This is a genomic window from Pseudomonas sp. FeS53a, from assembly GCF_000931385.1.
Classification (GTDB): Bacteria; Pseudomonadota; Gammaproteobacteria; order Pseudomonadales; family Pseudomonadaceae; genus Metapseudomonas; species Metapseudomonas otitidis.
In genome coordinates this window covers 66,769-90,168 of record NZ_JYFT01000027.1, presented here as the reverse complement: position 1 = coordinate 90,168, position 23,400 = coordinate 66,769, and the positions used below count along the sequence as shown (strand labels likewise).

The following is a 23,400-nucleotide window of genomic DNA, read 5'->3' as shown; positions in this document are numbered from 1 at the left end:
GGGCTCGTGGGTGGCGCTACCAGAGGGCCAGGGTGTAGCCGAGGATCAGGCGGTTCTCGTCCAGGTTGGTGGTCAGGCCGTTGCCGGAGCGGAAGGTGACGTTGCGCCAGCGCAGACTGACGCCCTTGAGGGCGCCGCTCTGGATGACGTAGGCGATGTCGGTGTCGCGTTCCCATTCCTCGCCGCGATCACCGCCGGTGGTCTTGACGTTGCGGCCGTCGACGTAGCGGGTCATGAAGGTCAGGCCGGGGACGCCGAGGGCGGCGAAGTCGTAGTCGTAGCGCAGCTGCCAGGCGTCTTCCTCAGCGCGGGTGAAGGTGTTGTAGGTCACCAGATTCACCACGTAGGGGTCGCCGCCGTTGAGGAAGGGGAAGGCGCTGCTGCCGGACATGCGCTGGAACGCCGCGCTGAGGCGGTGACCGCCCTGGCTGAGGCTGAACAGGCCGTTGAGGTTGCGGTTGTCGATGCGCCCGGCGCGTTCGGCGCCATCGCCCCGGCTGTCGAAGTAGCGCAGGTCGCTCTTCAGGCTGAAGCCACCCGGCAGCGGCAGGGTGTGCACCAGGCCGGCGAACTGCTGGCGGTAGATGCCGTCGAGCTTGCCGTAGTAGTAGCTGGCCGCCAGCTGCGGGTTGATGGTGTAGGTGCCGCCGGCGAAGTCGAAGGCGTCGCTGGTGGCGGCCCCGTAGCCGATGTCGTCGCGGCCGGAGGAGTCGCGCAGGTTGGCGCGGGTCAGGCGGCCGCCGTTGAGGGTCAGGCCGTCCAGCTCCTGGCTGGTCAGCATCCCGCCCTGGAAGGTGGAGGAAAGCAGGCGGGTGTCGTTGTAGGTGGCCACCGGCAGCAGCGGTTGCAGGGTGCCCAGGCGCAGCACGCTCCTGGAGACGCGCAGCTTGGCGGTAAGCCCCAGTTCGCTGTAGTCGTCCACCGGCTCCTTGCTCGTGGGGCCGAAGGGCAGCAGGCCGGTGCCGCGCCGATCGCGGCTGGAATCCAGCTTGACGCCCAGTTGGCCGATGGCGTCGAGGCCGACGCCGACGGTGCCTTCGGTGAAGCCGGATTCGATGCGTGCGGTGAAGCCCTGGGCCCATTCCTCGGCCTTGGACTGGGCCGCACCGTGCTGGCGGAAGTCGCGGTTGATGTAGTGGTTGCGCAGCTCCAGGCTGGCCTTGCTGTCGTCGACGAAGCCGGCCAGGGCCGGGGTGGCCAGGGGCAGGGCCAGGGTGGCGAGCAGCGGTGTGGTCCGGTTGAGGCGTTTCATTGTTGTTGTGTCCGTCAATCCGTGGGTTCAGTGGCGGCTGGCAGCGGCGGCGCCGATGCCGGTCATGGAGCGGATGAACTGCGCGAGGTAGCGGCCGCGTTCCTGTCGGGCGCGCTCGGAGGCATCCGTCACCGAGAACGCCCAGGCACTGAAGAAGGCCAGGCCCATGGAGAACAGCGCCGGGTTGGAGTAGGGGAACAGCGGCGATTCGTGGTGCAGCACGTTGACCCACACCGCCGGGCTGAGCACCAGCAGGACGATGGCCGAGAGCAGCCCGGCGACACTGCCGGCGACCGCGCCACGGGTGGTCAGGCCCTTCCAGAACATGGAGAGGAACAGCACCGGGAAGTTGACCGAGGCGGCGATGGCCAGCACCAGGCCGGAGAGGAAGGCGATGTTCTGCGATTCGAAGAGCAGCCCGAGGATCACCGCCAGCACGCCGATGCCGAGGGTGGCGATGCGCGAGACGCGCATTTCCTCGCGCTCGCTGGCCTTGCCCTTGCGCACCACGCAGGCATACAGGTCGTGGGACACGGCGGAGGCGCCGGAGAGCGCTAGCCCGGCCACCACCGCGAGGATGGTGGCGAAGGCCACGGCGGAGATGAAGCCGAGGAACAGGCTGCCGCCCACCGCGTGGGACAGGTGCACCGCCACCATGTTGCCGCCACCGATGATGGCGCCGGCCGCGTCGCGGAACTCGGGGTTGGTGCCGACCATGACGATGGAGCCGAAGCCGACCACGATCAGCAGCAGGTAGAAGTAGCCGATGAAGCCGGTGGCGTAGAACACGCTCTTGCGCGCTTCACGGGCGTCGCTGACGGTGAAGAAACGCATGAGGATGTGCGGCAGGCCGGCGGTGCCGAACATCATGCCGAGCCCCAGGGAGATGGCGTCGACGGGGTTCGACAGCAGCCCGCCCGGCGCCATGATCGTGGTGCCCTTGGCGTGCACCTCGGTGGCGGCGGCGAACATCGCCTCGGTGCTGAAGCCGAAGTGCCGGAGCACCATGAAGGCCATGAAGCTGGTGCCGGAGAGCAGCAGCACGGCCTTGATGATCTGCACCCAGGTGGTGGCCAGCATGCCGCCGAAGGTGACGTAGCAGACCATCAGCACGCCCACCAGCAGCACCGCCTGCAGGTAGCTGAGGCCGAACAGCAGCTCGATCAGCTTGCCGGCGCCGACCATCTGCGCCACCAGGTACATCAACGCCACGGTGAGGGTGCCGAAGGCGGCGGTGATGCGGATCGGGCTCTGTTCCAGGCGGTAGGAGACCACGTCGGCGAAGGTGAACTTGCCCAGGTTGCGCAGGCGTTCGGCGATCAGGAAGAGGATGATCGGCCAGCCGGCGAGCACGCCCAGGGCGTAGAGCAGGCCGTCGTAGCCGTTCATGAACATCATCGCGGAGATGCCGAGGAAGGACGCCGCGCTGATCATGTCGCCGGCGATCGCCAGCCCGTTCTGGAAGCCGGTGAGGCCGCCGCCGGCAGTGTAGAAATCGGCGGTGGAACGGGTGCGCAGGGCGGCCCAGCGGGTGATGCCGAGGGTGAACACCACGAAGGCCAGAAACATGTAGATGGCCGTCCAGTTCAGCGGGCGGCCGGCATCGGCGGCGAAGGCCAGCGGCGAGGCCAGCAGGCCGGCGCCGAGCAGCAGGGAGGCGAGCGCTTTCATGGGGCGAGCACCTCTTTGACCTTGTCGTTGAGCGGGTCGATGACGCTGTTGGTCTTCGAGACGTAGATGCCGGTGAGGGCGAACGACAACAGGATCACGCCGACGCCCACCAGCATGCCGACGCTGGTGACGCCGCCACTGAGGGACCGGCCGAGCACGCCGGGGGCGAAGGCCACCAGCAGCACGAAGCCGTAGTAGATGACCAGCATGGCGCCGGTGAGGGACCAGGTCAGGCGCTGCTTGCGCCGGACCAGCTGGATGAAATCCGGGTGTTGCCGGATGCGTTCGAGGTCGTGCGGGGTCATGGGGGCTCTCTCTTGTTGTGGTTGTAGAGGCGGTGCAACGCAGGTGAAGCCGGTGAAGCTGTCTCCTCGTAGGGTGGGCTTCAGCCCACCGATGGATGCACGTGACGTGGTGGGCTGAAGCCCACCCTACGGAGCGAGTCGGTTCAGGGCTGGTCGAAGTCGAGGACGACCCTGTCGCTCACCGGGTAGGACTGGCACGAGAGCACGTAGCCGGCGGCCACTTCGTAGTCCTCCAGGGCGAAGTTGCTGTCCATCTCCACTTCGCCTTCGATGACCTTGCACTTGCAGGTGGAGCACACCCCGGCCTTGCAGGAATAGGGCAACTCCAGGCCCTGGGCGTTGCCGGCGTCGAGCACGCTGCGGGTGTTGCGCGGCAGGTCGAAGCTCAAGGCGCGGCCGTCGCTGATGACGGTGACCTGGCTGCTGGCGCTGTCGGCGGCACGTGCGGCTTCGCGGGCCTCGCGGCGGGCGGCGGCGCCCTCGGAGGCGAAGAGTTCGAAATGAATGCGTTCGACGGCCAGGCCGTGGCCCTGCAACTGGTCGCGGACGGTCTCGGTCATGGCCTGCGGGCCGCAGATGAAGGCGGCATCCAGGGCTTTCACGTCGATCCAGCGGGCGAACAGCTGGCCGCATTTGTCGGCGTCGATTCGGCCGTTGTAGAGGTCCACGTCTTGCTGTTCGCGGCTGAACACGAAGATCAGGTTGAGGCGCTGGAGGAAGCGGTTCTTCAGGTCCTCCAGCTGTTCGCGGAACAGCGCGGAGGCGCTGGAGCGGTTGCCGTAGAGCAAGGTGAAGCGGCTGTGGGGCTCGCGCTCGAGGGTGGTCTTGATGATCGACAGGATCGGCGTGATGCCGCTGCCGGCGGCCACGGCGAGGTACTGGCCGTGGCGGGCCGGATCGAGGGGCACGAAGAAGCGCCCGTCCGGCGGCATCACGTCCAGGCGCTGGCCGGGTTGCAGGCGTTCGTTGGCGAAGGTGGAGAAGCGCCCGCCGGCCACGCGCTTGATGGCCACGCGCAGTTCGCCGTCGCTGGTGCCGGTGCAGATGGAGTAGGAGCGGCGTACCTCCTCGCCATCCAGCTCGGTGCGCAGCACCAGGTACTGGCCCTGGGTGAAGTGGAAGGCCTCGGCCAGGTTCTCGGGGATGTCGAAGGCGATGGACACGGCGTCGCGGGTTTCCGGGCGCACGTCCTTGATGGTCAGGCTATGGAATTGGCTCATGTTCTCTCCTGCGGCTTGGCCGCGCGGGGGACGAAGGCGAGCGCCGCCGTTCGTGCTCGCCCGCCTAGATGCACTTGAAGTAATCGAACGGCTCCAGGCAGTCCCTGCAGCGGTGCAGGGCCTTGCAGGCGGTGGAGCCGAATTCGCTGAGCTGTTCGGTGTGGGCGCTGCCGCATTGCGGGCAGCGGATCTCCGGCACCTCCCCGAGCAGGCTGCGTTTGCTGGCGCTGCCCTGGGGTGGGGCAATGCCGTAGGCGCGCAGCCGTTCGCGGCCTTCGGCGCTGATCCAGTCGGTGGTCCAGGCGGGTGTCAGGCGGCGCTCCAGGCGTGGGACGAAGCCCGCCTGCAGCAGCGCCTGCTCGATGTCCCGCTCAATGACCTCGGTGGCCGGGCAGCCGGAGTAGGTGGGCGTGACCACCACGTGCAGCCGGCCGCCGTCGCGCTCCAGCGCCCGCACGATGCCGAGGTCGACCACGCTGACCACCGGGACTTCCGGGTCCATCACCGCATCCAGCACCTGCCAGGCACGGGTGATGTCGCCGGCGCCGAGGGGCGCGCGGTCGCTGGCGATCAGCTCACCAGCTCGCATCGGGGTAGGCCCGCTGGAGGAACTGCATCTCGGCCAGCAGCAGGCCCAGGTGCTCGGTGTGCAGGCCCTTGCGACCGGAGAGGTAGAAGGGGCTGGCCGGCGCCGGCAGCGGCAGGGTGGCGCGGGCGAACACGTCGGCGACCTTGGCCTGCCAGCCGGCCGCGACCTGCTGCGGGTCGGGGGCGAGGCCGGCCTCGAACAGGCGCTGCTCCACCTCGTCGGCATTCACCAGCTCGACGCTGAAGCGCCACAGCGCGCTCACGGCGGCGAGCATGCGCCGGTGGCTTTCCTCGGTGCCATCGCCCAGGCGCTGCACCCATTCGCTGGAGCGGCGCAGGTGGTAGGTGACTTCCTTCAGCGCCTTGGCGGCGATGCCGGCGACCCGTTCGTCAGCGGAGGTGGAGAGGCCATGCAGCACCTGGAAGTGCCAGGCATCAAAAAGGAACTGCTTGGTCATGGTGACGGCGAAGTCGCCGTTGGGCTGCTCCACCAGCAGCAGGTTGCGGTAGGCGCGCTCGTCCCGGCGGTAGGCAAGGTGGTCGGCGTCGCGGCCGTCGTCCAGCAGCTCGGCGGCGTAGTCCAGCCAGTTGCGGGCCTGGCCTACCAGGTCGAGGCCGACGTTCATCAGCGCCAGTTCTTCTTCCAGGGCCGGGGCCCGGCCGCACCACTCGCACAGGCGCTGGCCCTGGATCAGGGCGCTGTCGCCGAGGCGCAGCAGGAGGTCGATGAGATCGTGCTTGGCAGTCATGGCGGGTGCCTCACATGTGGCCGACTTCGGCCGGCAGCTCGTAGAAGCTGGCGTGGCGGTAGACCTTGTCCTGGGACGGGTCGAACAGCGGCTCCTTCTCGTCCGGGGCGGAGGCGGTGATGAGTGCGGAGGGCACCACCCACAGGCTCACGCCCTCGTTGCGGCGGGTGTACAGCTCGCGGGCGTTGTCGATGGCCATGCGGGCGTCGGCGGCGTGCACGCTGCCGACATGCTTGTGGTTGAGGCCGTGCTTGCTGCGCACGAAAACTTCGAAAAGGGTCCACTCAGTCATGGGGCTATCTCCTCATGGGGCCGGGTCGTGCCGGCGCCCTTCTTGTCGTCAGGTCAGGCGGCGCTGCGTTCACGCTGCTTGCGGGCATGGGCCACGGCGGCTTCGCGCACCCAGGCACCGTCCTCGATGGCCTTGCGGCGGGTGGCGAGGCGTTCGTGGTTGCAGGGGCCGTTGCCCTTGAGCACTTCGTAGAACTCGCTCCAGTCGATTTCGCCGAAGTCGTAGTGGCCGCGCGCTTCGTTCCACTTCAGGTCCGGGTCGGGGGCGGTGCAGCCGAGGAACTCCAGCTGCGGCACGGTCTGGTCGATGAAGCGCTGGCGCAGCTCGTCGTTGCTCTGGCGTTTGATCTTCCAGGCCATGGACTGGGCGCTGTTGGGGGAGTCGGCATCGCTCGGGCCGAACATCATCAGTGCCGGCCACCAGAGGCGGTTGATGGCGTCCTGGACCATGTCCCGCTGGGCCTGGTTACCGTGGCGCATCATGTGCAGGAGGATTTCGTAGCCCTGGCGCTGGTGGAAGGACTCTTCCTTGCAGATGCGCACCATGGCTCGGGAGTAGGGGCCGTAGGAGGTGCGCTGCAGCACCACCTGGTTGACGATCGCGGCGCCGTCCACCAGCCAGCCGATGGCGCCCATGTCGGCCCAGTTCAGCGTGGGGTAGTTGAAGATGCTGGAGTACTTCACCTTGCCGGCGTGCAGCTTGGCGACCTCCTCGTCGCGGCAGGCGCCGAGGGTCTCCATGGCGCTGTAGAGGTACAGGCCGTGGCCGGCCTCGTCCTGGATCTTGGCCATCAGCTGCAGCTTGCGCTTGAGGGTCGGCGCGCGGGTGACCCAGTTGCCTTCCGGCAGCATGCCGACGATCTCGGAGTGGGCGTGCTGGGAAATCTGCCGGATCAGCGTCTGGCGGTAGCCGTCGGGCATCCAGTTCTTCGGTTCGATCTTGATCTCGGCGTCGATCCGCTCCTGGAAGGCGCGTTCCTCGGGCGACATCTCGTCCAGCGCCTTCACGCGCTTGGCGCCGGTTTCTACCAATTGTGCGTACATGCCGTTCTCCAGCCATGCAGGGTTCGTGGGAGGGCCATGGCGCTCTTTTTAAATGATACGAAATCAAATATCAAACATAAAAACATGTATCGCGTAATGGTCGTGTATCGCTTTGCGGATGGCTGGCTCCAATGCGAGAACCGTGCATGCTGTGTATTTCCTGGGCTTTGAGCGTGGGTTGACGCTCTGTGGCGAGGGTTTTGGCCGTTGGGTTGGGCGCGCGGGAGGTGTCTCGATCCGGATTCTGTATCGTATTTTGCGATACGGAATGCTGCGCCGGTTTGTCGGCGAAAAAGCGGCATGGGGACGCTGGTGGAGGGCGGGGCGCTGGTCTAGAGTCACTGCCGACCAGCAAAAGGAGGGGGTGCGATGGGATGTCCGCAGGTGTGCAGCGGGGCGACGCTGCAATGCAGTTTCGGGGTGGCGCCGTCGGTGCTGAACGTGCTGCCGGTCAACCGGACGCTCACCAACAACATGCCGGCGGCGAACATCATGGATCACATCCCGCTGGTGAACATCATGCCCTTCGGCATGTGCCAGAGCCTGGCCAACCCCATGGTGGCCGCCGCCACCGCTGCCGCACTGGGCGCGCTGACGCCGATGCCGTGCATCCCCGCCACGGCTTCACCCTGGATACCGGGTGCGCCGACGATGCTGCTGGGCAACATGCCTTCGCTGGATGCCAACTGCGTGCTGATGTGCAACTGGGCGGGGGTGATCAAGGTCGCCATGCCGGGCCAGATGCAGATGCTGATCCCTTAGGTATCGCTCAAGGTCGGATCAGACCTCGCTCGATTCGCTCCAGCGCCTCCACCACCAGCGCAGCCGCGAGATCGGCTTGCCCTCGGCGTCCAGCGGCCGGCCGTCCTCGGCGAAGCCCTGGCCTTCGTCCAGCGGCTTGCCGTTGAGGTAGCGGCTGCGCTGGGCCACCTGGCCGTTGCCGTGGAAGCGCTGGTAGAGGCCGTCGCGCACGCCATCGCGGTACTGCTCCAGTTCGGCCAGGCTGCCGTCCGGGTAGTAGCTGCTGGCTTCGCCGTGCATCAGCCCCTGGCGGTAGCCGACCTTGCGTTGCAGCCCGCCTTCGGCGGCGAAGTACTGGGCCACGCCCTGCAGGCGGCCGTCCACGTAGGGCAGCAGCGCCGACACCTGGCCGTTGGGGTGGTAAAGGGTGCTGGTGCCGTGCAGTACGCCGTTGGCATAGAGGAGCTGGGCCTGGGGACGACCGGCTTCCTGGATGCGCACCGGGCCGTCGAGGGCGCCATCTTCCAGGCGGCCCTGGAGGCGGCTGTCGCCACGGGTGAGGTCGAGGGTTCCGTTGGCCATGGGCGCCTCAGAGGGTGTTTACAAGATAGGCGAACGAAGGCAAGACAAGGCGAAAATGATCGAGAAAGCGGAGTTTACGTGCTGTAAATGAGCATTTCGAGATCGTTTTCAACGCAGTATTGCCAAGTGCAGCCATTTTGTAGACACCCTCTCAGTTGACCTTTACCAGTCCGCCCTTGAGGGTCAGCATGCCGCCGCCGTCCACGGTCTGTTCGGCGGCGGCCTTGTTGGTGAGGCTGACGCCGGCGTCGTTGGTCAGGGTGGTACCGGCCTTGTTGTCCAGGGAGGTGCCGGCCTGGTTGGTGAGCGAGGTGCCGGCCTTGTCGGTGAGCGCCATGCCGGCCTGGGTGGTGAGGTTCTTGTCGCTCTTGGCGGTGAAGTCGCCGCTACTCTGCAGGGTGAGGGTGCCGGTCACCTTGATGGTGAGGTTGCCGTCCACGGTCAGTTCGTAGTTGCCGCTCACCTTGTGGCTGTAGTTGCCGCCGGTGCTATGGGTCTGGTCGGCGCCGACGCTGACGGTGCGGCTGTCCTTCACGTCGAGGGTGTCGCTGCCGGTCTGGATGGTCACCGTGCGCTTGCCCTTCTCCAGGGTGATGGTCTCGTCGCCTTCCTTCACCGTGCGGGTGCGGGCGTTCTGCACCGTGAGGGTTTCGTCGTGGCCGATGGTGGCGGTGCTGTCGTTGAGCACGTTGACCTTCATGTCCTTCTGCGCCTGGAGGAAGACTTCCTCGGCGTCCTTCTTGTCTTCGAAGCGCAGCTCGTTGAAGCCGCCGCCGCCCTTGGAGGAGTTGGTCTTGATGCCGGACTGGGTCTGGTTGTCCGGCAGGGCGTAGGGCAGGGTGTTGTCGCCGTTGTAGACGCAGCCGGTGACCAGCGGGCGATCCGGGTCGCCGTCGATGAAGGTGACGATCACTTCCTGGCCGATACGCGGGATGAACTGCATGCCGAAGCCCTTGCCGCTCCAGGGCAGCACCACGCGCACCCAGCAGGAGGAGGTTTCGTCGTTCTTGCCGTCGCGGTCCCAGGGGAACTGGATCTTGATGCGGCCGTACTGGTCGGTCCAGATCTCCTCGCCGGCCTTGCCCACCACCTGCGCGGTCTGGGTGTGCATGCGTGGCTTGGGCGTGAGCCGGGGCGGGCGGTAGGCAGTGGCCTTGGGGATGGCTTCGAAACGGTTGCGGTAGTGCTCGTGGCTGGCGTCATGGGTGACGGCGGTCACCACCCAGTCGATGTCGAGGCTGGCGTCGTCATGCCCGGTAAGGGTGAACCAGTGGCCGGGCACCAGCCAGCGGCAGTCGCTCTCGCCGATCAGGCGCTTTTCCTGGCTGCGCAGCCCGTCCACGCGCTGCTTGGTCAAGGCATCGCCCCGCGCCTTGGCGATGTAGCCGCCCGGGTGCTCGTACATCGACAGCGGCCCGGCCACCGCCTCGGCCTTGCTGTAGAGCGAGGTGGTGGGGGTGGTGAAGGCATAGTCGGTGGCGCTGTACACCCCGCTCACCGCCTGCACGCTGTATTGCGCCGAGCGGATGCCATGCAGCTCACGCACGCCGATACCCTGGCCCAGGTAGGGCACCTTCGGCCCGTTGGGAATCTGCACGAAGGCATCGCTGCTGTCGCCCAGCACCAGCGTGTGCTTGCCATCCTCATGGGTGAAGAACCAGAAGATGCCTTCCTCTTCCAGCAGCCGCGAAACGAAAGCGAAATCCGTCTCCCCGTACTGCACGCAATACTCGCGCGGCTCGTAGCTGCCGGAGAGCGACAGCTTGAAGTCGGTGAAGCCATGGGCCTTGAAGATCGTGGTGACGATGTCGCTGGTGGAGAGGTTCTGGAACACCCGGTTGTTGCTGGCCAGCGTCAGCCACCAGAGCCAGGGGCGCAGCACCACCTGGTAGCGGTCGGCGGTGGCATCGGCGGGGAGCTGGCGGATCTCCGCGACCAGCGCGTCGAGGGAACGCTGGTTGGCGTCGTTGTGGAGGGTGGCGGTGATATGCGTGGCCACGGCGCTGCTCAACGTCAGCGCGGTGGCGCTGTCGCCATTGAGCGTCAGGCTGCCCAACTCGTTCAACGCCTCGTCCCCGGAAAGCGTCTGGGGGTAGAGATCCGTCAGGGCGGAGGCGCTGAGGGAGAGGCTGGTGGTGGTGTCGGTGGGGCGGGGCATTTAAAAACCTCGTTCATCCTACCCAGGAGGCTGAACTATCAGAATTAGAGTGGTTTCAATCTTAAAATTAATGGCGTTGTGGGCGGTATTTTTAAGTCTATGAAAGGATGTGCGTTGTTGGTTTCAATGATGAATAGTTGTACTTGTTTTTACCAAGCATTCATTGCTCCGGGATTCCACACAGCTTGTAGAAAATTTGGTACAAATAGTCCGCCCATTCCTCCCCAAGTTAGCCGAACTGTAATAGCGTTAGGTGTAGGGTTGGTGTAGGGCGCCACAGCCATGGCGTTATTTGATACGGTTCCACCTGCGCCCAATTGGGTGATAATGAATCGAATTAGCAAGCGCTCTAAATTGACTGGGTTCCCATCAATCATCGCTGTATAGGCAGCCGGCGGGGCTGGAACGGCAACAACCCAGGGCGGCGCAGGTATAAAGGCTGTAGGAGTGTTTTGACATGAGGTTTGCCCCCAGGTTACGCCTATGGCTGCCATTTGGGCTGGTGCGAAGCCCATTTCTGTAATTGTTGCTAGTCTAGTGTTGAAACGCACGCCAATATCATTGGCAATGCCGATGTATCTGTTGTTTGTGGTCGTATTTACAATAATGTAGGTGCCCGGCATGCCTGCCATGCCAGGAGGAAGTGCCGCGGCGCCAAACCCACCTCCAGGGACGGGCGCAGGGGCCATACCTCCAAGGTGAGAGGAGTTTCCAAGGTTATAATGTATTGCCCCCATTTCGGTTGCCTCCGATTTATAGGTGATTCTTCGCAAAAAAAGGGGCAGATTTATTTTGGATAAGTGGGGTGCCAATAAATAAATCTGTTCATTTTTTTCGGATCGTGGCCTTTTTTAGGTTTCTCAGAGATGATTTTTGAGGAGAGAAAAATATTCTTTAAGTATCTCTGCGTCATCTTTGTTGGCTGCTCTTTTGGGTAGGTAGCCTATTGCCTCAATGAATTTATTGTAGTTTGCTGCCAGTCTGATTATTTCGCTATTTGTTTTTATTGCTCTATTTATGTGCTGGATTAGGGATTTACATTTCTTGCTTGTTATTTCGTCGGTTGGTCTTCTGACAAGGTTGAGTAGCTCTATTAGGAAGTTATAGTCATCGCTGTTTAGTGTGAATGATACGTTTGATGTTGCGATTGGGGTGCAGTGCATGCCTTGATCTGGGTAATATTTGTCGGCATGAAACTCCGGGTAGCCGTTTGGGTTGACGTTTTTCTCGGTGAACTTCAATGCGTTTCCGGAGTTTTTTCTATTTAAATGGGGAAGGTAGGAGTTTTCTATGAAGTGAAAAAAACTGTTCTCCAACTGAGACTCTGTCAGAGTAGTAATAGTGTTGAGATGTTTGCCAGGAGGAATTTCACCAACATGTTCTTGCAGAAAATACGGGATGCTGTGCCTGAAACGACTAAAGAAAATATACTCCCTTAGCTTTCCTTTCTTTATTTTTACGCGAAATGACTTGTGCTCGGCTATGTCAATTTCTGATTGATCTCCCGCTATTTTCCATACTTCATTGTTGCTGATTAAGATTCTGTGTCTTTCCCGTAGTTCTTCTTTTTGCCGCTCTAGGGTGTCGCTTTCGGTTTTTATTTTTTCAAGCGTTGTTTTGAGTATTTTTTCGGCCTTTCTTCTGTCGTTGCTATTTTTTTTTAGGGCGTTAGTGCTAATTGTTTGTGCGGAATGTAATGTGCTATTTATTTTTTCCTGTGTTTTATTGATGTGTTGGGCATGTTGGTCTAGCTGATGCCAGGTGTTGGTGGTGAATTCGCGTTGAGTGTTACGAGTGCTTAGGCCGGTTGCGCTATTTATAGTTGCTGATGTATTTTTAAAATTTATCGCCGTGCCTGAAAGCGCTGTTTCGTGGTAGCTTGCTTTCATTGCCAGTATTGCTGGGAACATATACTCTGACCAGTCGCTTTTATCGTACGTGCTCAAGTTTTTCCACACCGACTGAAAGCTTGAAATATGCAAGAGAAAATATTTCTCAAGTGAGGTGTAAGTCCACTTTCCGCCTTTGATAGAGACCGATAAAGTGTGGTCTGGGTTTGCGGTTACTAGTATCTGGTCTCCAGATGAATCAATAAAAATTTTTTTGCACATTTTTTTCTCGTTGATTAGCTTTTCGGCTTATGAGTTGCTTGGGCACTAGCCTTGGTTAACTAAGGGGCTGTCAATTTGATCATCAAGGTTTTCTCAATATTCTGTACTGCTGCCGAACTGTACTTAGCATCAGAGGGAAATTTATGGTCCGAAAAGGTCTGTTTCACTCCAACACCCACTCCGCCAACTTCCCCGTCACCTGCGCCATCAACACATTCTCGATATCCCGCGCGCCTGCTGCGCTGCATTTGGCGAGCACCGCTTTAACGATGGCGGGGTCGAAGTCGAATTGTTTGCCGGTGGCGGCCTTGTAGCGTTCCCGCAGTTTTTCCAGCTTGGCCAGGACGATGCCTTCCAGGGTCGTTTCGTCCAGCGGGCGGTAGGGCACCACGGTCATGCGGGCGAGGAAGGCGGGGCGGAAGGCCTGTAGCAGCACCTTGCGCAGGCGTTCGTTGAAGGCGTCGCTGCCGAGCTGGTCGGTGGGGGTGTCCAGCACCAGTTCGGCGCCGACGTTGCTGGTGGCGAGCATCACGGTGTTCTTGAAGTCCACCACCAGGCCGGTGCCGTCTTCCATCACGCCTTTGTCGAAGACGTTGTAGAAGGCTTCCAGCACGTCGGGGTGGGCCTTTTCGATTTCGTCCAGCAGCACCACGGAGTAGGGCCGGCGGCGCACGGCTTCGGTGAGCACGCCGCCGGTGCCGTAGCCGACGTAGCCGGGCGGGGCGCCCTTGAGCTGGCTGACGGTGTGGGCCTCCTGGTACTCGGAGAGGTTGATGCTGATGAGGTTGCGTTCGCCGCCGTAGAGGGCGTCGGCCAGGGCGTAGGCGGTTTCGGTCTTGCCGACGCCGGTGGGGCCCACCAGCAGGAACACGCCCACCGGCTTGGCCGGGTCGGTGAGGCCGGCGCGGTAGGCCTGGATGCGCTGGGCGATGGTTCCCAGGGCGCTATCCTGGCCCATGACCCGCTGGCCCAGGCGCTGGCCGAGGGTGCGCACGGCGTAGGCTTCGTCGGCGAGCATCTTGCCGATGGGGATGCCGGTCCAGCCGGCGATCACGGCGGCCACGGTGCGCGAGTCCACCTGCTCGGGCACCAGGGGGTCGTCCTGGCGGATGGCGTCGAGGCCGGCCTCCAGCCGGGTGAGTTCGGCGGCGAGGTGGTCGATGCGCTCGTCGAGGGCTTCGTCGGGGTGGCTGGCGTCGGCGCTCTCGCTCAGGGCCAGCAGTTCGCGGCGGGCCTCCAGCAGTTCGCGCACGGCTTCGCGCTCTTCGCCCCAGCGGGTTTCCAGCTCGCGGATGGCCGCCTGGTTGCCGGTGGATTCCTGCTCCAGGGCGGTGATGCGTTCGCGATGGTCGAGGCCGGTGGCCTGTTCCCGGCGCAGGCGCTGCAGTTCCTCGCCCAGGGCCTGCTGGCGGTGGCGCAGGCTTTCCAGCGGTGGCGGCACGTCGTGCTGGCCGAGGGAGACCCGGGCGCAGGCGGTGTCGAGCACGCTGATGGCCTTGTCCGGCAACTGGCGACCGGAGATGTAGCGGTGGGAGAGCTTGACCGCGTCGTGGATGGCGCTGTCGAGCACCTGCACGCCGTGGTGTTGCTCCAGCTTGGCGGCGACGCCGCGCAGCATCTCCACGGCGGTGGCCTCGTCGGGCTCTTCCACCTGCACCAGCTGGAAGCGGCGTGCCAGGGCCGGGTCCTTCTCGAAGTACTTCTTGTATTCCAGCCAGGTGGTGGCCGCCAGGGTGCGCAGTTCGCCCCGGGCCAGGGCTGGCTTGAGCAGGTTGGCGGCGTCGCTGCCGCCCTCGCTGCCGCCCGCGCCGATGAGGGTGTGGGCCTCGTCGATGAACAGGATGATCGGCTGCTCGCTGTTGCGTACGGCGTCGATCACGCCCTTGAGGCGCTGCTCGAACTCGCCCTTGACCCCGGCGCCGGCCTGCAGCAGGCCGAGGTCGAGCACCCGCAGGATGACGTTCTGCAGGGGCGGCGGCACGTCACCGGCAGCGATGCGCAGGGCCAGGCCCTCGACCACGGCCGTTTTGCCGACACCGGGGGCGCCGACCAGGATCGGGTTGTTCTGCCGCCGGCGCAGGAGGATGTCGATGCTTTGGCGGATCTCCCCGTCGCGCCCGACGATTGGGTCGATGCGCCCGGCGCGGGCGTCGGCGGTGAGGTCCTGGGTGTACTGGTCGAGCACGCTGTCCTGGGGCGCTTCCTGGGCGGGGCGGGCCTTGCCGGCCGGGCCGGGACTGCCGGTGTGCTCGCGGGAGGTCTGGGTCCATTCCAGCAGGTTGGCGCGCAGGGCTTCGCGGGGGATGCGCAGCAGCGAGGAGGCGCTGTTGAGCAGCAGGCTGCGGCGTTCGTCGCGGTCCAGCAGGGCCACGAGCAGCAGGCCGGAGCGGATGCTCGCCTGGCCCTGCACGCTGGCCTGCACCACGGCGTCTTCCAGCAGGCCGATGGTCTGGGCGGAGAGGGCGGGGGTGCGGGTGCTGCCGGCCTTGAACAGCTCCAGGGCGCGGTTGATCTCGGTGGCGACGGCGTCGCGCTCCAGGCCGAAGCGCGGCAGCAGCCAGGCGAGGTCGCCGCCTTCTATATCCAGCAGTTCCAGCAGCAGGTGCTCGATCTCCACGTAGTGGTGGGTGCGCTGCAGGCAACGCTGGGCGGCCCGCTCCAGGGCGCGGCGGCTGTCGGCGTTGAGGCGGCCGATGAGCGCGGCGAGTTCCATCAGGGCGTCTCCTTGGACGGCAGGCCGGCATCGCTGTGCCGCAGGTGGGTGTCGATGCGTTGCAGGGTGCTGGCGGCGGACAGGTGCAGCCCGCCGCTCCAGCGCAGGCGTGGTGGTTGCTGGCGGTCCAGGCGCAACGGCGCGCCGGGGCGCACCAGCAGGCGCAGGTGGCAGTCCAGGTCGGGGCCGAGGTAGAGCCCGGCGAGGTCGGCAAGGCGCCGGTGCTGCTCGCCGCCGGGCAGGTAGGCATTGGCCTGCTCGGTGCCCAGCGGACCGAGGGTGAGGCGGATGCCGGCGTGCTCGTCCCACACCCGGGTGCCGGCGATGGCGTCGCGGCCCAGGCCGAGGTTGCGGCCGCCGCGTTGCAGGCGGCTGCGGCTGGCCGGGGGGATCTCCCGCCAGGCGCCCTGGTAGGCCTCGTAGTCCACCGCCACGCCGAACTGGTGGCGCACCAGCACGGCGAAGCCGGCCAGGGAGCGGCGCGGGCCGTTGAACAGCGCGGCGCGGGCGGTGATAGCGGCGTCCGGCAGGTCCATGCGCTGTTGCAGACTGCGCGGCAGCAGGCCGGCCAGTGCCAGCAGCGGCGGGTGCACGGGGGCTTGCTCGGGCGGCTGGAAGCCGAGGGCCAGGCGATGCCGGCCGAGCACACGGTAGAGCTGGGCGAGCAGGCGGTTCTGGAACAGGTCGAGGAATTCGGCCGGTGCGTAGTCCTTGTGGCGGGCACGCTGTTGCAGCCATTCCTGGTAGGCGTAGGGCAGCGGGCCGTCGGGGCCTCCGAGGCCGAATACGGCGGTGCTCAGCACAGGGGGCTGCCCCGGCTTTTCCTCCAGGCGTTCCACCTGGCTGGCGGCGAAGGTCGGCGTGAGTGGCCCGCGCAGGCGCAGGGCCTCGTCATCCGGGCTGCTGCCCTGGCCCAGCGGTGTGGCATCGGGGCGTTCGCGCTCCAGCAGCAACAGGGCCTGGAGGAACTCGAAGGCCTGGGGCCTCTCGCGCAGGCGCTGGCTCAGAGGCTGAGGGGCTTGCCGGCCTGGGGCTGCCATGTCCGCACCTCCTTGTCGTGATCCACCAGCACCGTGCGCACGAAGCGGTTGGGCGTGGCGTAGAGGGAGAAGAACTGCGCCAGCACGGCGGAAAACAGCACGGCGCTGCTGCCGGCGAAGTGCTGCGGGTCGAGGCGGATGCGCACCTCCAGGCCGTTGCGCCAGCCGCGCCAGGCGTCGTCGCCGACCCGCGCCACCACCCGTTCGCTGGTGAGCTCCACGAGGCCGTCCACCTGGCGCCGGGGCCCGGCTTCGTCCCGCAGGTTGTGCAGGTGCAGCAGCTCGCGCAGGGCGTCCAGGGCCTCGGGGCCTTCCACCAGGGACAGGTGGTTGAGGCTGAGCTGGGACACCAGGCGCCAGCGCGAGGGGCCGGCGAGGCGCGGCAGGCTCTGCGGCGTGGGCGGCGCCAGCAGGCTGGCCAGGGCCACCGGGCCGGGACGCTCGAAGCCCAGGCGGGTGCCGGCGGGCAGGTTCTCGGCCAGGTGCCGGTTGGTGCACAGCAGCTCGGCGGTGAGGCTGTACTCGGGGGCGTCGTGCAGCGGGTCGAAGGCGGTGTCCACCAGGCTCAGCAGCAGGTCGCTGCCGGGGCGCGCCGGGTTCAGGCCCTGGACGCGCCGGGCGTGCCAGTAGAGGCCGGCGCCGGCGTGGCTGTGGCCGTAGTAGGCCGGCACGCGGCGCACGCCCTGGGGCGTGGCGGCGCGGACGCTGCGGATGCTGTGGATCTCCACGCTGCTCTCGCGGTGGGCGTCGGCCACCAGGCGGTATTCGCTGCGGGTGCCGTCCGGGCGCAGGGGCTCGGAGGTGCGCGGGAACAGGTTGATGGCCGGGGTGCAGCCCAGGCGCAGTTCACTGGCCTGCAGGTGCGGCCGGCCCGATGGGGCGCGGTCGAAGGCGATCAGCACCTGGCAGTCGCGCCCGCCGCCGGCCGGTGGCAGCAGCGGCAGGTCGAAGAAGGCGAACTTATCGGGGAAGGCGAAGTACTCCGCCAGCAGGCGCAGGCCGGGGTGCTGGCCGTCTTCGTCGGGCAGCAGCGCCTGGTCGTCGGCGAAACCCACCGGGGCGATTTCACCGGGCACCGGCTGCAGCGGGCTGTCCGGGGCGCCGCTCCACACCCCGAGGCTGTGGGCGCCGAGCAGGTCGTAGAGGGTGGCGTTGGTCATCGGCGAGGCGGCCAGGTGCACCCGCAGGTGGCGAACCGGCAGTTGCGACCAGTCGAATTCGCCCAGGCATTCCAGGGTCAGGCGCAGGGCCGAGCGCGCGCGCGGGTGGCCGGAGAAGGCCACGGCGGCATCGCCGTCCAGCAGGGTCGCCTCGCGGATGCGCAGCGGCCAGAGCACGGCCTCGGCGCTGGTGCGCAGGTGCACGCTGGCACCGTCGCGGGTGGTGACGAACAGCGGCGTGTCGCGGGGCAGGCGGTAGCCTTCGGCGAGGCTGCCCTGGGTCGGGTCGGGCTCGAACTGCACGATGGCGCAGGAGGGCAGGGGCCTCAGCACCAGGGGATAGAGCTGCTCCAGCAGGGCGTCGCTGAATTCGGCGTAGTCGTCGTCGAGGCGCCGGTGCAGCCGCGCGCTGAGCAGGGCGAAGCCTTCCAGCAGCCGTTCGACGTGGGGGTCCGGGCATTCGCCGGGGGCCAGTTCCAGGCGCCGCGCCACCTTCGGGTAGCGCTGGGCGAAGCTGTTGCCGGCGTGGCGCAGCCAGGTGAGTTCGCGCTGGTAGTAGTCCAGCAGGTCGGCATCAATCGAGTCGCTCATGGCGCACCTCCAGGACGTCGTCGCCGGGGGCGAGGAGGAACAGCGCCGGCCAGCTGCGGCGACCGCTGCGCAGGTGCCCGGCCAGGCGGATGCCGAGGCGCTGGGGCTGGTCGGGCAGGGCCTCGACCTCGATCTCGCTCAGCTGCAGGCGGGGTTCGAAGTGCTGCACGGCGGCGCGCAGATCCCGCAGCAGCAGGCGCCGGTCATCCACCCGCAGGGCTTGGAGGGCGCTCCAGTCGGCGATGCCGTAGTCCAGTACGGTCAGTGGCCGGCCGGGGGCGCGGGGTGGGCGGCGGGTGTTGAGCAGGCGCGCCAGCTCCAGGCGGACAGACTCGGCCAGGGCGTCGCGGTCGAAGTCCGGCGCCTCGTCCGCCTGGGCGGAGAGGCGCTCGAACAGGGGGGGCAGMAGTCCGCTGTACGGCATGGAGCGGCGCTGCCGTTACTTCTTGATGAGCTTGTTGGCGGCCAGGTCCCAGGTAGAAGCGGCGGTGCCTTCCTTGGTGCCGTCGTCCTTCTGTGCGGTGAGTTCCCATTTGATCTTGGTGAAGTTCAGCGAGAGGGTTTCCACCGGCTTGCCGCCGGCACCGCCGCTGACGCTGACGTTGGAGAGCACCACGTTGTCGAGGGTGTAGATGATGAACGGCAGCAGCTTGCCGTCGCCTTCGGCGGCGTTGCGGCCGATGGTGATCTTGGCCGTGGCGATGGGCTTGCCGGCGCAGCAGAACTCGTTTAGCGAGGGGGTGGCACTGTCGACGAACTTGGTGACGGTGAACTCGCCGATGTGTGGCTTGCCGGAGGTGCGCTCCGAGTTGCTGACGTCATTGGTGACCTGCATCGCCACGTTGTGGCTGTAGGACATCAATTCGATCTTGTCGGTGTAGCCCTCGAGCAGACTGTCGCCTTTGATTTCGGTGCCGAGGTCGAGAATGATGGCATCCATCGCGGATAACTCCTGGGTCTGGAAACGGGGTGGATCGTGAGAGAGGCGAGCCCCCGCCGGACCGCCCGGCGGGGGCGTCGGGTCAGGCTGCTACCGGCGGCGGCAGGCTGGCCACCAGGCGGATCGAGGCGGTCAGCTCCTCCAGCTGGAAGTGCGGGCGCAGGAACACGGTGGCGCGATAGACGCCCGGCTTGCCGGCGACTTCCGAGACGTCCACGCGGGCTTCGCGCAGCGGGTACTGGGCCTTGATCTCCTGGGGCGCGTTGTCGTTGATCAGCACGTAGTCCGATATCCAATTGTTGAGGTAGGTCTGCACGTTGTCGCGGGTCATGAAGCTGCCCACCTTGTCGCGCATGATCACCTTCAGGTAGTGGGCGAAGCGCGAGGCGGCCAGCACATACGGCAACATGGCCGAGATGCGTGCGTTGGCGTTGGCCTCGTTGGTGTTGTAGACCTTGGCCTTGTTGGTGGTCTGGCCACCGAAGAACACCGCCATGTCGGTGTTCTTCTTGTGGCAGAGCGAGATGAAGCCGAGGTCGTTCAGCTCCTTCTCGCGGCGGTCGGTGATCGCCACTTCGGTCGGGCACTTCAGCGACAGGTCGCCGGACAGGGTGCGGAAGGTGTGGGCCGGCAGGCCTTCCACCGCGCCACCGCCCTCGGCGCCGCGGATCGCCGCGCACCAGCCGTACTTGGCGAAGGCGCTGGTGATGCGGGCGGCCAGCAGCCAGGCGGCGTTGCCCCAGAGGTATTTGGAGTGGTCGGTGCCGTTGACGTCCTCGACGTAGTCCATGCCTTCCACCGGCTTGGTGTCCGGGCCGTAGGGCAGGCGCAGGAGGAAGTTCGGCAGCACCAGGGAGACGTAGCGCGAATCCTCGCTCTCGCGGAAGCTGCGCCACTTGATCAGCTCCAGGCTCTCGAAGATCTTGCTGAGGTCACGGGGCACGGCCAGCTCGGTGAAGCTGTTCATGTCGAACAGCTTGGGGTTGGCGGCGGCGATGAAGGGCGCGTGGGCGGCGGCGGCGACGTTGGAGAGCTTCTCCAGCAGGGCCACGTCCTGGGGGTGGCGGCCGAAGGCGTAGTCGCCCACCAGCAGGCTGAACGGGTGCCCGCCGAAGGTGCCGTATTCCTCTTCGTAGATCTTCTTGAATAGCGCGCTCTGGTCGAACTCGACGGCCTTCTCCAGGTCGTTCTGCAATTCCTTCTGGGTGACGTTGAGCAGGCGCAGCTTCAGGCGGCTGCTGGTCTCCGTCTGGTCCACCAGCATGTGCAGGCCGCGCCATGAGGCTTCCAGCTTCTGCAGCTCGGGGTGGTGCAGGACTTCGTTGAGCTGGTCGCTGATCAGCTTGTCGATCTGGCTGATGCGGTCGTTGATCATGGCCACGGTGTCCTTGTCGATGGCCATGCCTTCGTCGAGGACCTGGGTGGCGAACTCCGCGAGCAGGTCGCGGGCATAGCCCTGCTGGCTCTCGTCGTGGGCCATGCGGCCCTCGGCGATGATGCGGTCGAGCAGGGTCAGGGTCTGGGTCGTGCTCTCGCTGGATGCACCGGCTTCGGTTGCCATTGCGTTGTCTCCGGGAATTCGGGGGTCGGTCAGGCCGGTTCGGCCGGTGCTTCGCCATCGGCTGCGGCGGCGCCTTCAGCGGCCGGCGCCTCACCTTCGGGGCGTGCGGACTTGATCTCCTGCAGGCCTTCGGTGTTGCTCACCACCTCCTGCAGCAGCTTGTCGAGATCGTCGTTGCCGTCGAGCTTGGTGAGCAGGTCGCGCAGGCGCTGGCGGGCCTCGTAGAGACGGCGCAGCGGGGTGATCTGCTTGACGATGTTGACCGGGTCGAAGTCGTCGAAGTGACGGAAGCGCAGCTCGACGTTGAGCTTGCTGCCGTCGCCGCTGATGGTGTTCTCCACCTGCAGGGTGCTGCGCGGTTCGATGGAGGCGAGCACCTCGTTGAAGTTGTCGCGGTCGAGTTCGGTGAAGCGACGTTCGATCAGCTTGGGCAGGGGTTTGTCGGGCTTGCCGGAGAGGTCGGCGAGGATGCCGACCACGAGGGGCAGCTCCTTCTTCTCGATGGCGTTGCCGATCTCGACGTCGTAGGTGATCTGGACGCGGGGCGGGCGGATCCGGTCCAGCTTGTGCTGCGTGCTTTCTGCCATGGTGAGGGGGCTCCGATGCAATGCTTCGAGCGCAATGCCTCGGCGACGCCTGCCATTGCACTCCCTTGCGAGGCCGCCGGAACGACGCGGCCTGGAGCCGGTGCCTGTCCTTGGCGGTCCTACAGATTCGTCTGTCAGACGAACTATCCAGACACGCTAGAACAGGTTTATAAATTTGCAAACGCAAACCAAGAACGGACCTCCATGAAGCACGGACGTTTCAAATCCCGCCTCCGAATCCTTCTGCTCGCCCTTGCCGTACTGCCCCTGGCTGGCTGCGCCTGGCTGTTCGCGCCGCGTGTCCAGCTCGACGAAATCACCCTCGATGTCGCCCCCCGCGCCAACGACGACACCCCCCTGGCGGTGGACTTCGTGGCGGTGGACGACCCGGACCTGTTCAAGCTGCTCTCCAGCGTCAACGCGCGGCAGTGGTTCAGCGAGCGCGAGCAGTACCGCCGCGACTACCGCACGCAGTTTTCCGTGTGGAGCCTGGAGCTGGTTCCGGGGCAGTTGATGCAGGTCCAGGACTTTCCGTTTTCAGGCCGCCGCTCGGCTGGACTTTTGGTCTTCGCCGGCTATAACACTCCCGGTGCTCACCGCCTGCGGCTGGATGAGCAGAGCCGTGTGTGGCTCAGGTTCGACAGCCGAGAGATGCGCCTGATGGGTGACGACGGGCGGTGAACCCGAGCCCCTGAAACAGCGGGAAACCGCACTGCGGGATGGTCAAGGATGTCGAAGGGGAGTGGTATGAACGTGTTGCCTGACGCAGTCTGCTGGCACGAGGGCATGCAGTTGCTGCCCCAGCATTTCCAGCTGCAGGGATTGCGCGCCGAAGTCCTCGCCGCCCGTTTCGGTCACGCCGCCAACCCCTGGTTCTGGGGGCTCAGCCAACTCGAACTCGACCCCGCCGCGCTCAGTGCCGGCCTCATCCGCGTGCTGGCCCTGGAGGCCATTCTCCCCGACGGCCTGCCGGTGAGCCTGCAGCCCGGCGACGGCGCCACCCTGGAGCTGGATGTCGGCCCCGCCATCGCCGAATCGCCCACCGCCAGCACCACCGTCTACCTCGCCATCAACCCCCTCGGCCGCAGTGGCCAGGTGCTGCCGCTGCGCGGTCGCCTGCAGTCCCGGGTGGGCGAGGCGGTGCCGGACCTGGCCAGTGGCGAGCACCCGGAACCGATCCTGGTCTGGCGGCCCGCCGCGCGCCTGGTCACCGACAGCGGCCGGGCCGACTCGGTGTGCCTGCCGCTGCTGCGCATCGCCAAGGAGGGCGGCGGCTTCGTGCGCCAGCCCTATGCCGCGCCAACGCCGCGCATCCTCCCCGAATCCGACCTCGGCCGCGCGGTGGCCGAACTCTGCGCCCGGGCGCGAGAGAAGTGCCTGTTCCTCGGCGGGCGCCTGCGCCAGGCCGAGCAGGCCGGGCAGGACGACGACCGTGCCGAGATCGGCCGCCAGCTCACCGCGTTGTGGGCACGCCTGCCGGAAGTGGAAGCAGCGCTGAACAGCCGCGTCGCCACCCCGGATCGCCTCCACGGCCTGCTGGTGGGCATGGCCGGCGCCTGGTGCGCGCTTGACCCGGTGGCCGGCGTGCCCGCATTCGCCCCCCTGGACTACCTGGACCTCAAGCGTGGCTACGACGAAGTGCTCGACTGGCTGGATGCGGTCCTGGCGCGCATTCGCGTCGGCTACCGCTGCCTGCCGTTCCAGGGCCTGGAGCAGGGCTTCGCCATCCAGCTGCCCGACGCCCGTTCCCCCCGCCAGCGCCTGGTGATCGGCCTGCGCATGCCCGCCGGTGCCGGCGAACAGGGTGCGCTGGACTGGCTCGGCCAGGCCATCATCGCCTCGCAATCGAAGGTCGCCACCCTGGCTCGCCAGCGCATGAGCGGCTTGCCCCATCAGAGCATGAGCCGCGCCGAGCAACTGGCCTACGGCGTGGGCGAGGACACCCGGCTGTTCGTGGTCCAGGCCGCCGGGGAGTGGTTCGACCCGGAGCAGCGCTTCTGCCTGATCGTCCCCGGCCAGGCGGCCCAGGTCGGTCCCTGGCAGGTGGTGCTGTTCGTCAACCAGGACACCGAGACCGCCTGATCAGCCAAGGACGC

General features: G+C 65.8%; 22 protein-coding genes. 3 read left to right on the top strand and 19 right to left on the bottom strand.

What is annotated here, in order from left to right:
- Nucleotides 1-16: 16 nt before the first annotated feature.
- The 8 genes from SZ55_RS08335 to paaA all read right to left on the bottom strand — a co-directional run bounded on the left by SZ55_RS08335 (nt 17) and on the right by paaA (nt 7,120).
- Complete coding sequence (locus SZ55_RS08335; RefSeq protein ID WP_044404061.1) at nt 17-1,252, bottom strand: OprD family porin; 1,236 nt, start codon at nt 1,250-1,252, stop codon at nt 17-19.
- A 27-nt stretch (nt 1,253-1,279) separates the two neighbouring features.
- A complete protein-coding gene (locus SZ55_RS08330; RefSeq protein ID WP_044404058.1) occupies nt 1,280-2,923 on the bottom strand; it encodes a cation acetate symporter in 1,644 nt (547 codons plus the stop codon).
- Nucleotides 2,920-3,228, bottom strand: coding sequence for a DUF485 domain-containing protein (locus tag SZ55_RS08325; protein ID WP_044404056.1), 309 nt, complete (start codon nt 3,226-3,228; stop codon nt 2,920-2,922). The genes SZ55_RS08330 and SZ55_RS08325 overlap by 4 nt, the downstream gene beginning before the upstream one ends.
- Nucleotides 3,229-3,371: 143 nt before the next feature.
- Nucleotides 3,372-4,448: a 1,2-phenylacetyl-CoA epoxidase subunit PaaE gene (gene paaE, locus SZ55_RS08320; RefSeq protein WP_044404054.1), complete on the bottom strand. Its 1,077-nt coding sequence runs from the start codon at nt 4,446-4,448 to the stop codon at nt 3,372-3,374.
- A gap of 64 nt (nt 4,449-4,512) precedes the next feature.
- Complete coding sequence (gene paaD, locus SZ55_RS08315; protein ID WP_044404051.1) at nt 4,513-5,037, bottom strand: 1,2-phenylacetyl-CoA epoxidase subunit PaaD; 525 nt, start codon at nt 5,035-5,037, stop codon at nt 4,513-4,515.
- Complete coding sequence (gene paaC / locus SZ55_RS08310; protein WP_044404049.1) at nt 5,024-5,785, bottom strand: 1,2-phenylacetyl-CoA epoxidase subunit PaaC; 762 nt, start codon at nt 5,783-5,785, stop codon at nt 5,024-5,026. Before paaC ends, paaD begins: the two co-directional genes overlap by 14 nt.
- A 10-nt stretch (nt 5,786-5,795) precedes the next feature.
- Nucleotides 5,796-6,077 carry a 1,2-phenylacetyl-CoA epoxidase subunit PaaB gene (paaB, locus tag SZ55_RS08305; protein ID WP_044404046.1) on the bottom strand — a complete coding sequence of 94 codons (282 nt, stop codon included), beginning with the start codon at nt 6,075-6,077 and terminating at the stop codon, nt 5,796-5,798.
- Nucleotides 6,078-6,130: 53 nt separating this feature from the next.
- The gene (paaA, locus tag SZ55_RS08300) at nt 6,131-7,120 is read right to left on the bottom strand and encodes a 1,2-phenylacetyl-CoA epoxidase subunit PaaA (protein ID WP_044404043.1); all 990 of its coding nucleotides are present in this window, start codon (nt 7,118-7,120) and stop codon (nt 6,131-6,133) included.
- A 369-nt stretch (nt 7,121-7,489) separates the two neighbouring features.
- Between paaA and SZ55_RS08295 the strand changes: the two genes are divergently transcribed.
- On the top strand, nt 7,490-7,882 hold the full coding sequence (locus SZ55_RS08295) for a DUF4280 domain-containing protein (RefSeq protein WP_044404039.1): 393 nt from the start codon (nt 7,490-7,492) through the stop codon (nt 7,880-7,882).
- An 18-nt stretch (nt 7,883-7,900) separates the two neighbouring features.
- On the opposite strand, the gene SZ55_RS08290 is transcribed toward SZ55_RS08295, so the two are convergent.
- The 11 genes from SZ55_RS08290 to tssB form a co-directional block, all read right to left on the bottom strand.
- Nucleotides 7,901-8,443, bottom strand: a complete 543-nt coding sequence (locus SZ55_RS08290; protein WP_044404036.1) for a toxin-antitoxin system YwqK family antitoxin — start codon at nt 8,441-8,443, stop codon at nt 7,901-7,903.
- Nucleotides 8,444-8,594: 151 nt separating this feature from the next.
- Nucleotides 8,595-10,601, bottom strand: coding sequence for a type VI secretion system Vgr family protein (gene tssI / locus SZ55_RS08285; RefSeq protein ID WP_044404033.1), 2,007 nt, complete (start codon nt 10,599-10,601; stop codon nt 8,595-8,597).
- 149 nt (nt 10,602-10,750) lie between these two features.
- A complete protein-coding gene (locus SZ55_RS27335) occupies nt 10,751-11,224 on the bottom strand; it encodes a GIY-YIG nuclease family protein (protein WP_201774862.1) in 474 nt (157 codons plus the stop codon).
- A 237-nt stretch (nt 11,225-11,461) separates the two neighbouring features.
- Nucleotides 11,462-12,712: a hypothetical protein gene (locus tag SZ55_RS27945; RefSeq protein WP_152644454.1), complete on the bottom strand. Its 1,251-nt coding sequence runs from the start codon at nt 12,710-12,712 to the stop codon at nt 11,462-11,464.
- A 163-nt stretch (nt 12,713-12,875) separates the two neighbouring features.
- Complete coding sequence (tssH, locus tag SZ55_RS08280; protein ID WP_044404030.1) at nt 12,876-15,425, bottom strand: type VI secretion system ATPase TssH; 2,550 nt, start codon at nt 15,423-15,425, stop codon at nt 12,876-12,878.
- The gene (gene tssG, locus SZ55_RS08275) at nt 15,425-16,465 is read right to left on the bottom strand and encodes a type VI secretion system baseplate subunit TssG (RefSeq protein ID WP_044404027.1); all 1,041 of its coding nucleotides are present in this window, start codon (nt 16,463-16,465) and stop codon (nt 15,425-15,427) included. The genes tssH and tssG overlap by 1 nt, the downstream gene beginning before the upstream one ends.
- Nucleotides 16,429-18,216: a type VI secretion system baseplate subunit TssF gene (gene tssF / locus SZ55_RS08270; protein ID WP_044404024.1), complete on the bottom strand. Its 1,788-nt coding sequence runs from the start codon at nt 18,214-18,216 to the stop codon at nt 16,429-16,431. Before tssF ends, tssG begins: the two co-directional genes overlap by 37 nt.
- A complete protein-coding gene (gene tssE / locus SZ55_RS08265) occupies nt 18,200-18,640 on the bottom strand; it encodes a type VI secretion system baseplate subunit TssE (RefSeq protein WP_044404021.1) in 441 nt (146 codons plus the stop codon). Before tssE ends, tssF begins: the two co-directional genes overlap by 17 nt.
- 15 nt (nt 18,641-18,655) lie before the next feature.
- Entirely contained in the window at nt 18,656-19,156 is a 501-nt protein-coding gene (locus SZ55_RS08260) for an Hcp family type VI secretion system effector (RefSeq protein WP_044404018.1), read from the bottom strand.
- 82 nt (nt 19,157-19,238) lie between these two features.
- Nucleotides 19,239-20,717: a type VI secretion system contractile sheath large subunit gene (gene tssC, locus SZ55_RS08255; RefSeq protein WP_044404015.1), complete on the bottom strand. Its 1,479-nt coding sequence runs from the start codon at nt 20,715-20,717 to the stop codon at nt 19,239-19,241.
- A gap of 29 nt (nt 20,718-20,746) precedes the next feature.
- The gene (tssB, locus tag SZ55_RS08250; protein WP_044404012.1) at nt 20,747-21,304 is read right to left on the bottom strand and encodes a type VI secretion system contractile sheath small subunit; all 558 of its coding nucleotides are present in this window, start codon (nt 21,302-21,304) and stop codon (nt 20,747-20,749) included.
- Between the two features lie 204 nt (nt 21,305-21,508).
- Here tssB and SZ55_RS08245 point away from each other — a divergent pair, with 204 nt between their 5' ends.
- A complete protein-coding gene (locus tag SZ55_RS08245; protein WP_044404009.1) occupies nt 21,509-21,985 on the top strand; it encodes a hypothetical protein in 477 nt (158 codons plus the stop codon).
- A 66-nt stretch (nt 21,986-22,051) separates the two neighbouring features.
- Nucleotides 22,052-23,386 carry a type VI secretion system baseplate subunit TssK gene (gene tssK, locus SZ55_RS08240; protein ID WP_044404006.1) on the top strand — a complete coding sequence of 445 codons (1,335 nt, stop codon included), beginning with the start codon at nt 22,052-22,054 and terminating at the stop codon, nt 23,384-23,386.
- The last annotated feature ends 14 nt before the right edge of the window (nt 23,387-23,400 follow it).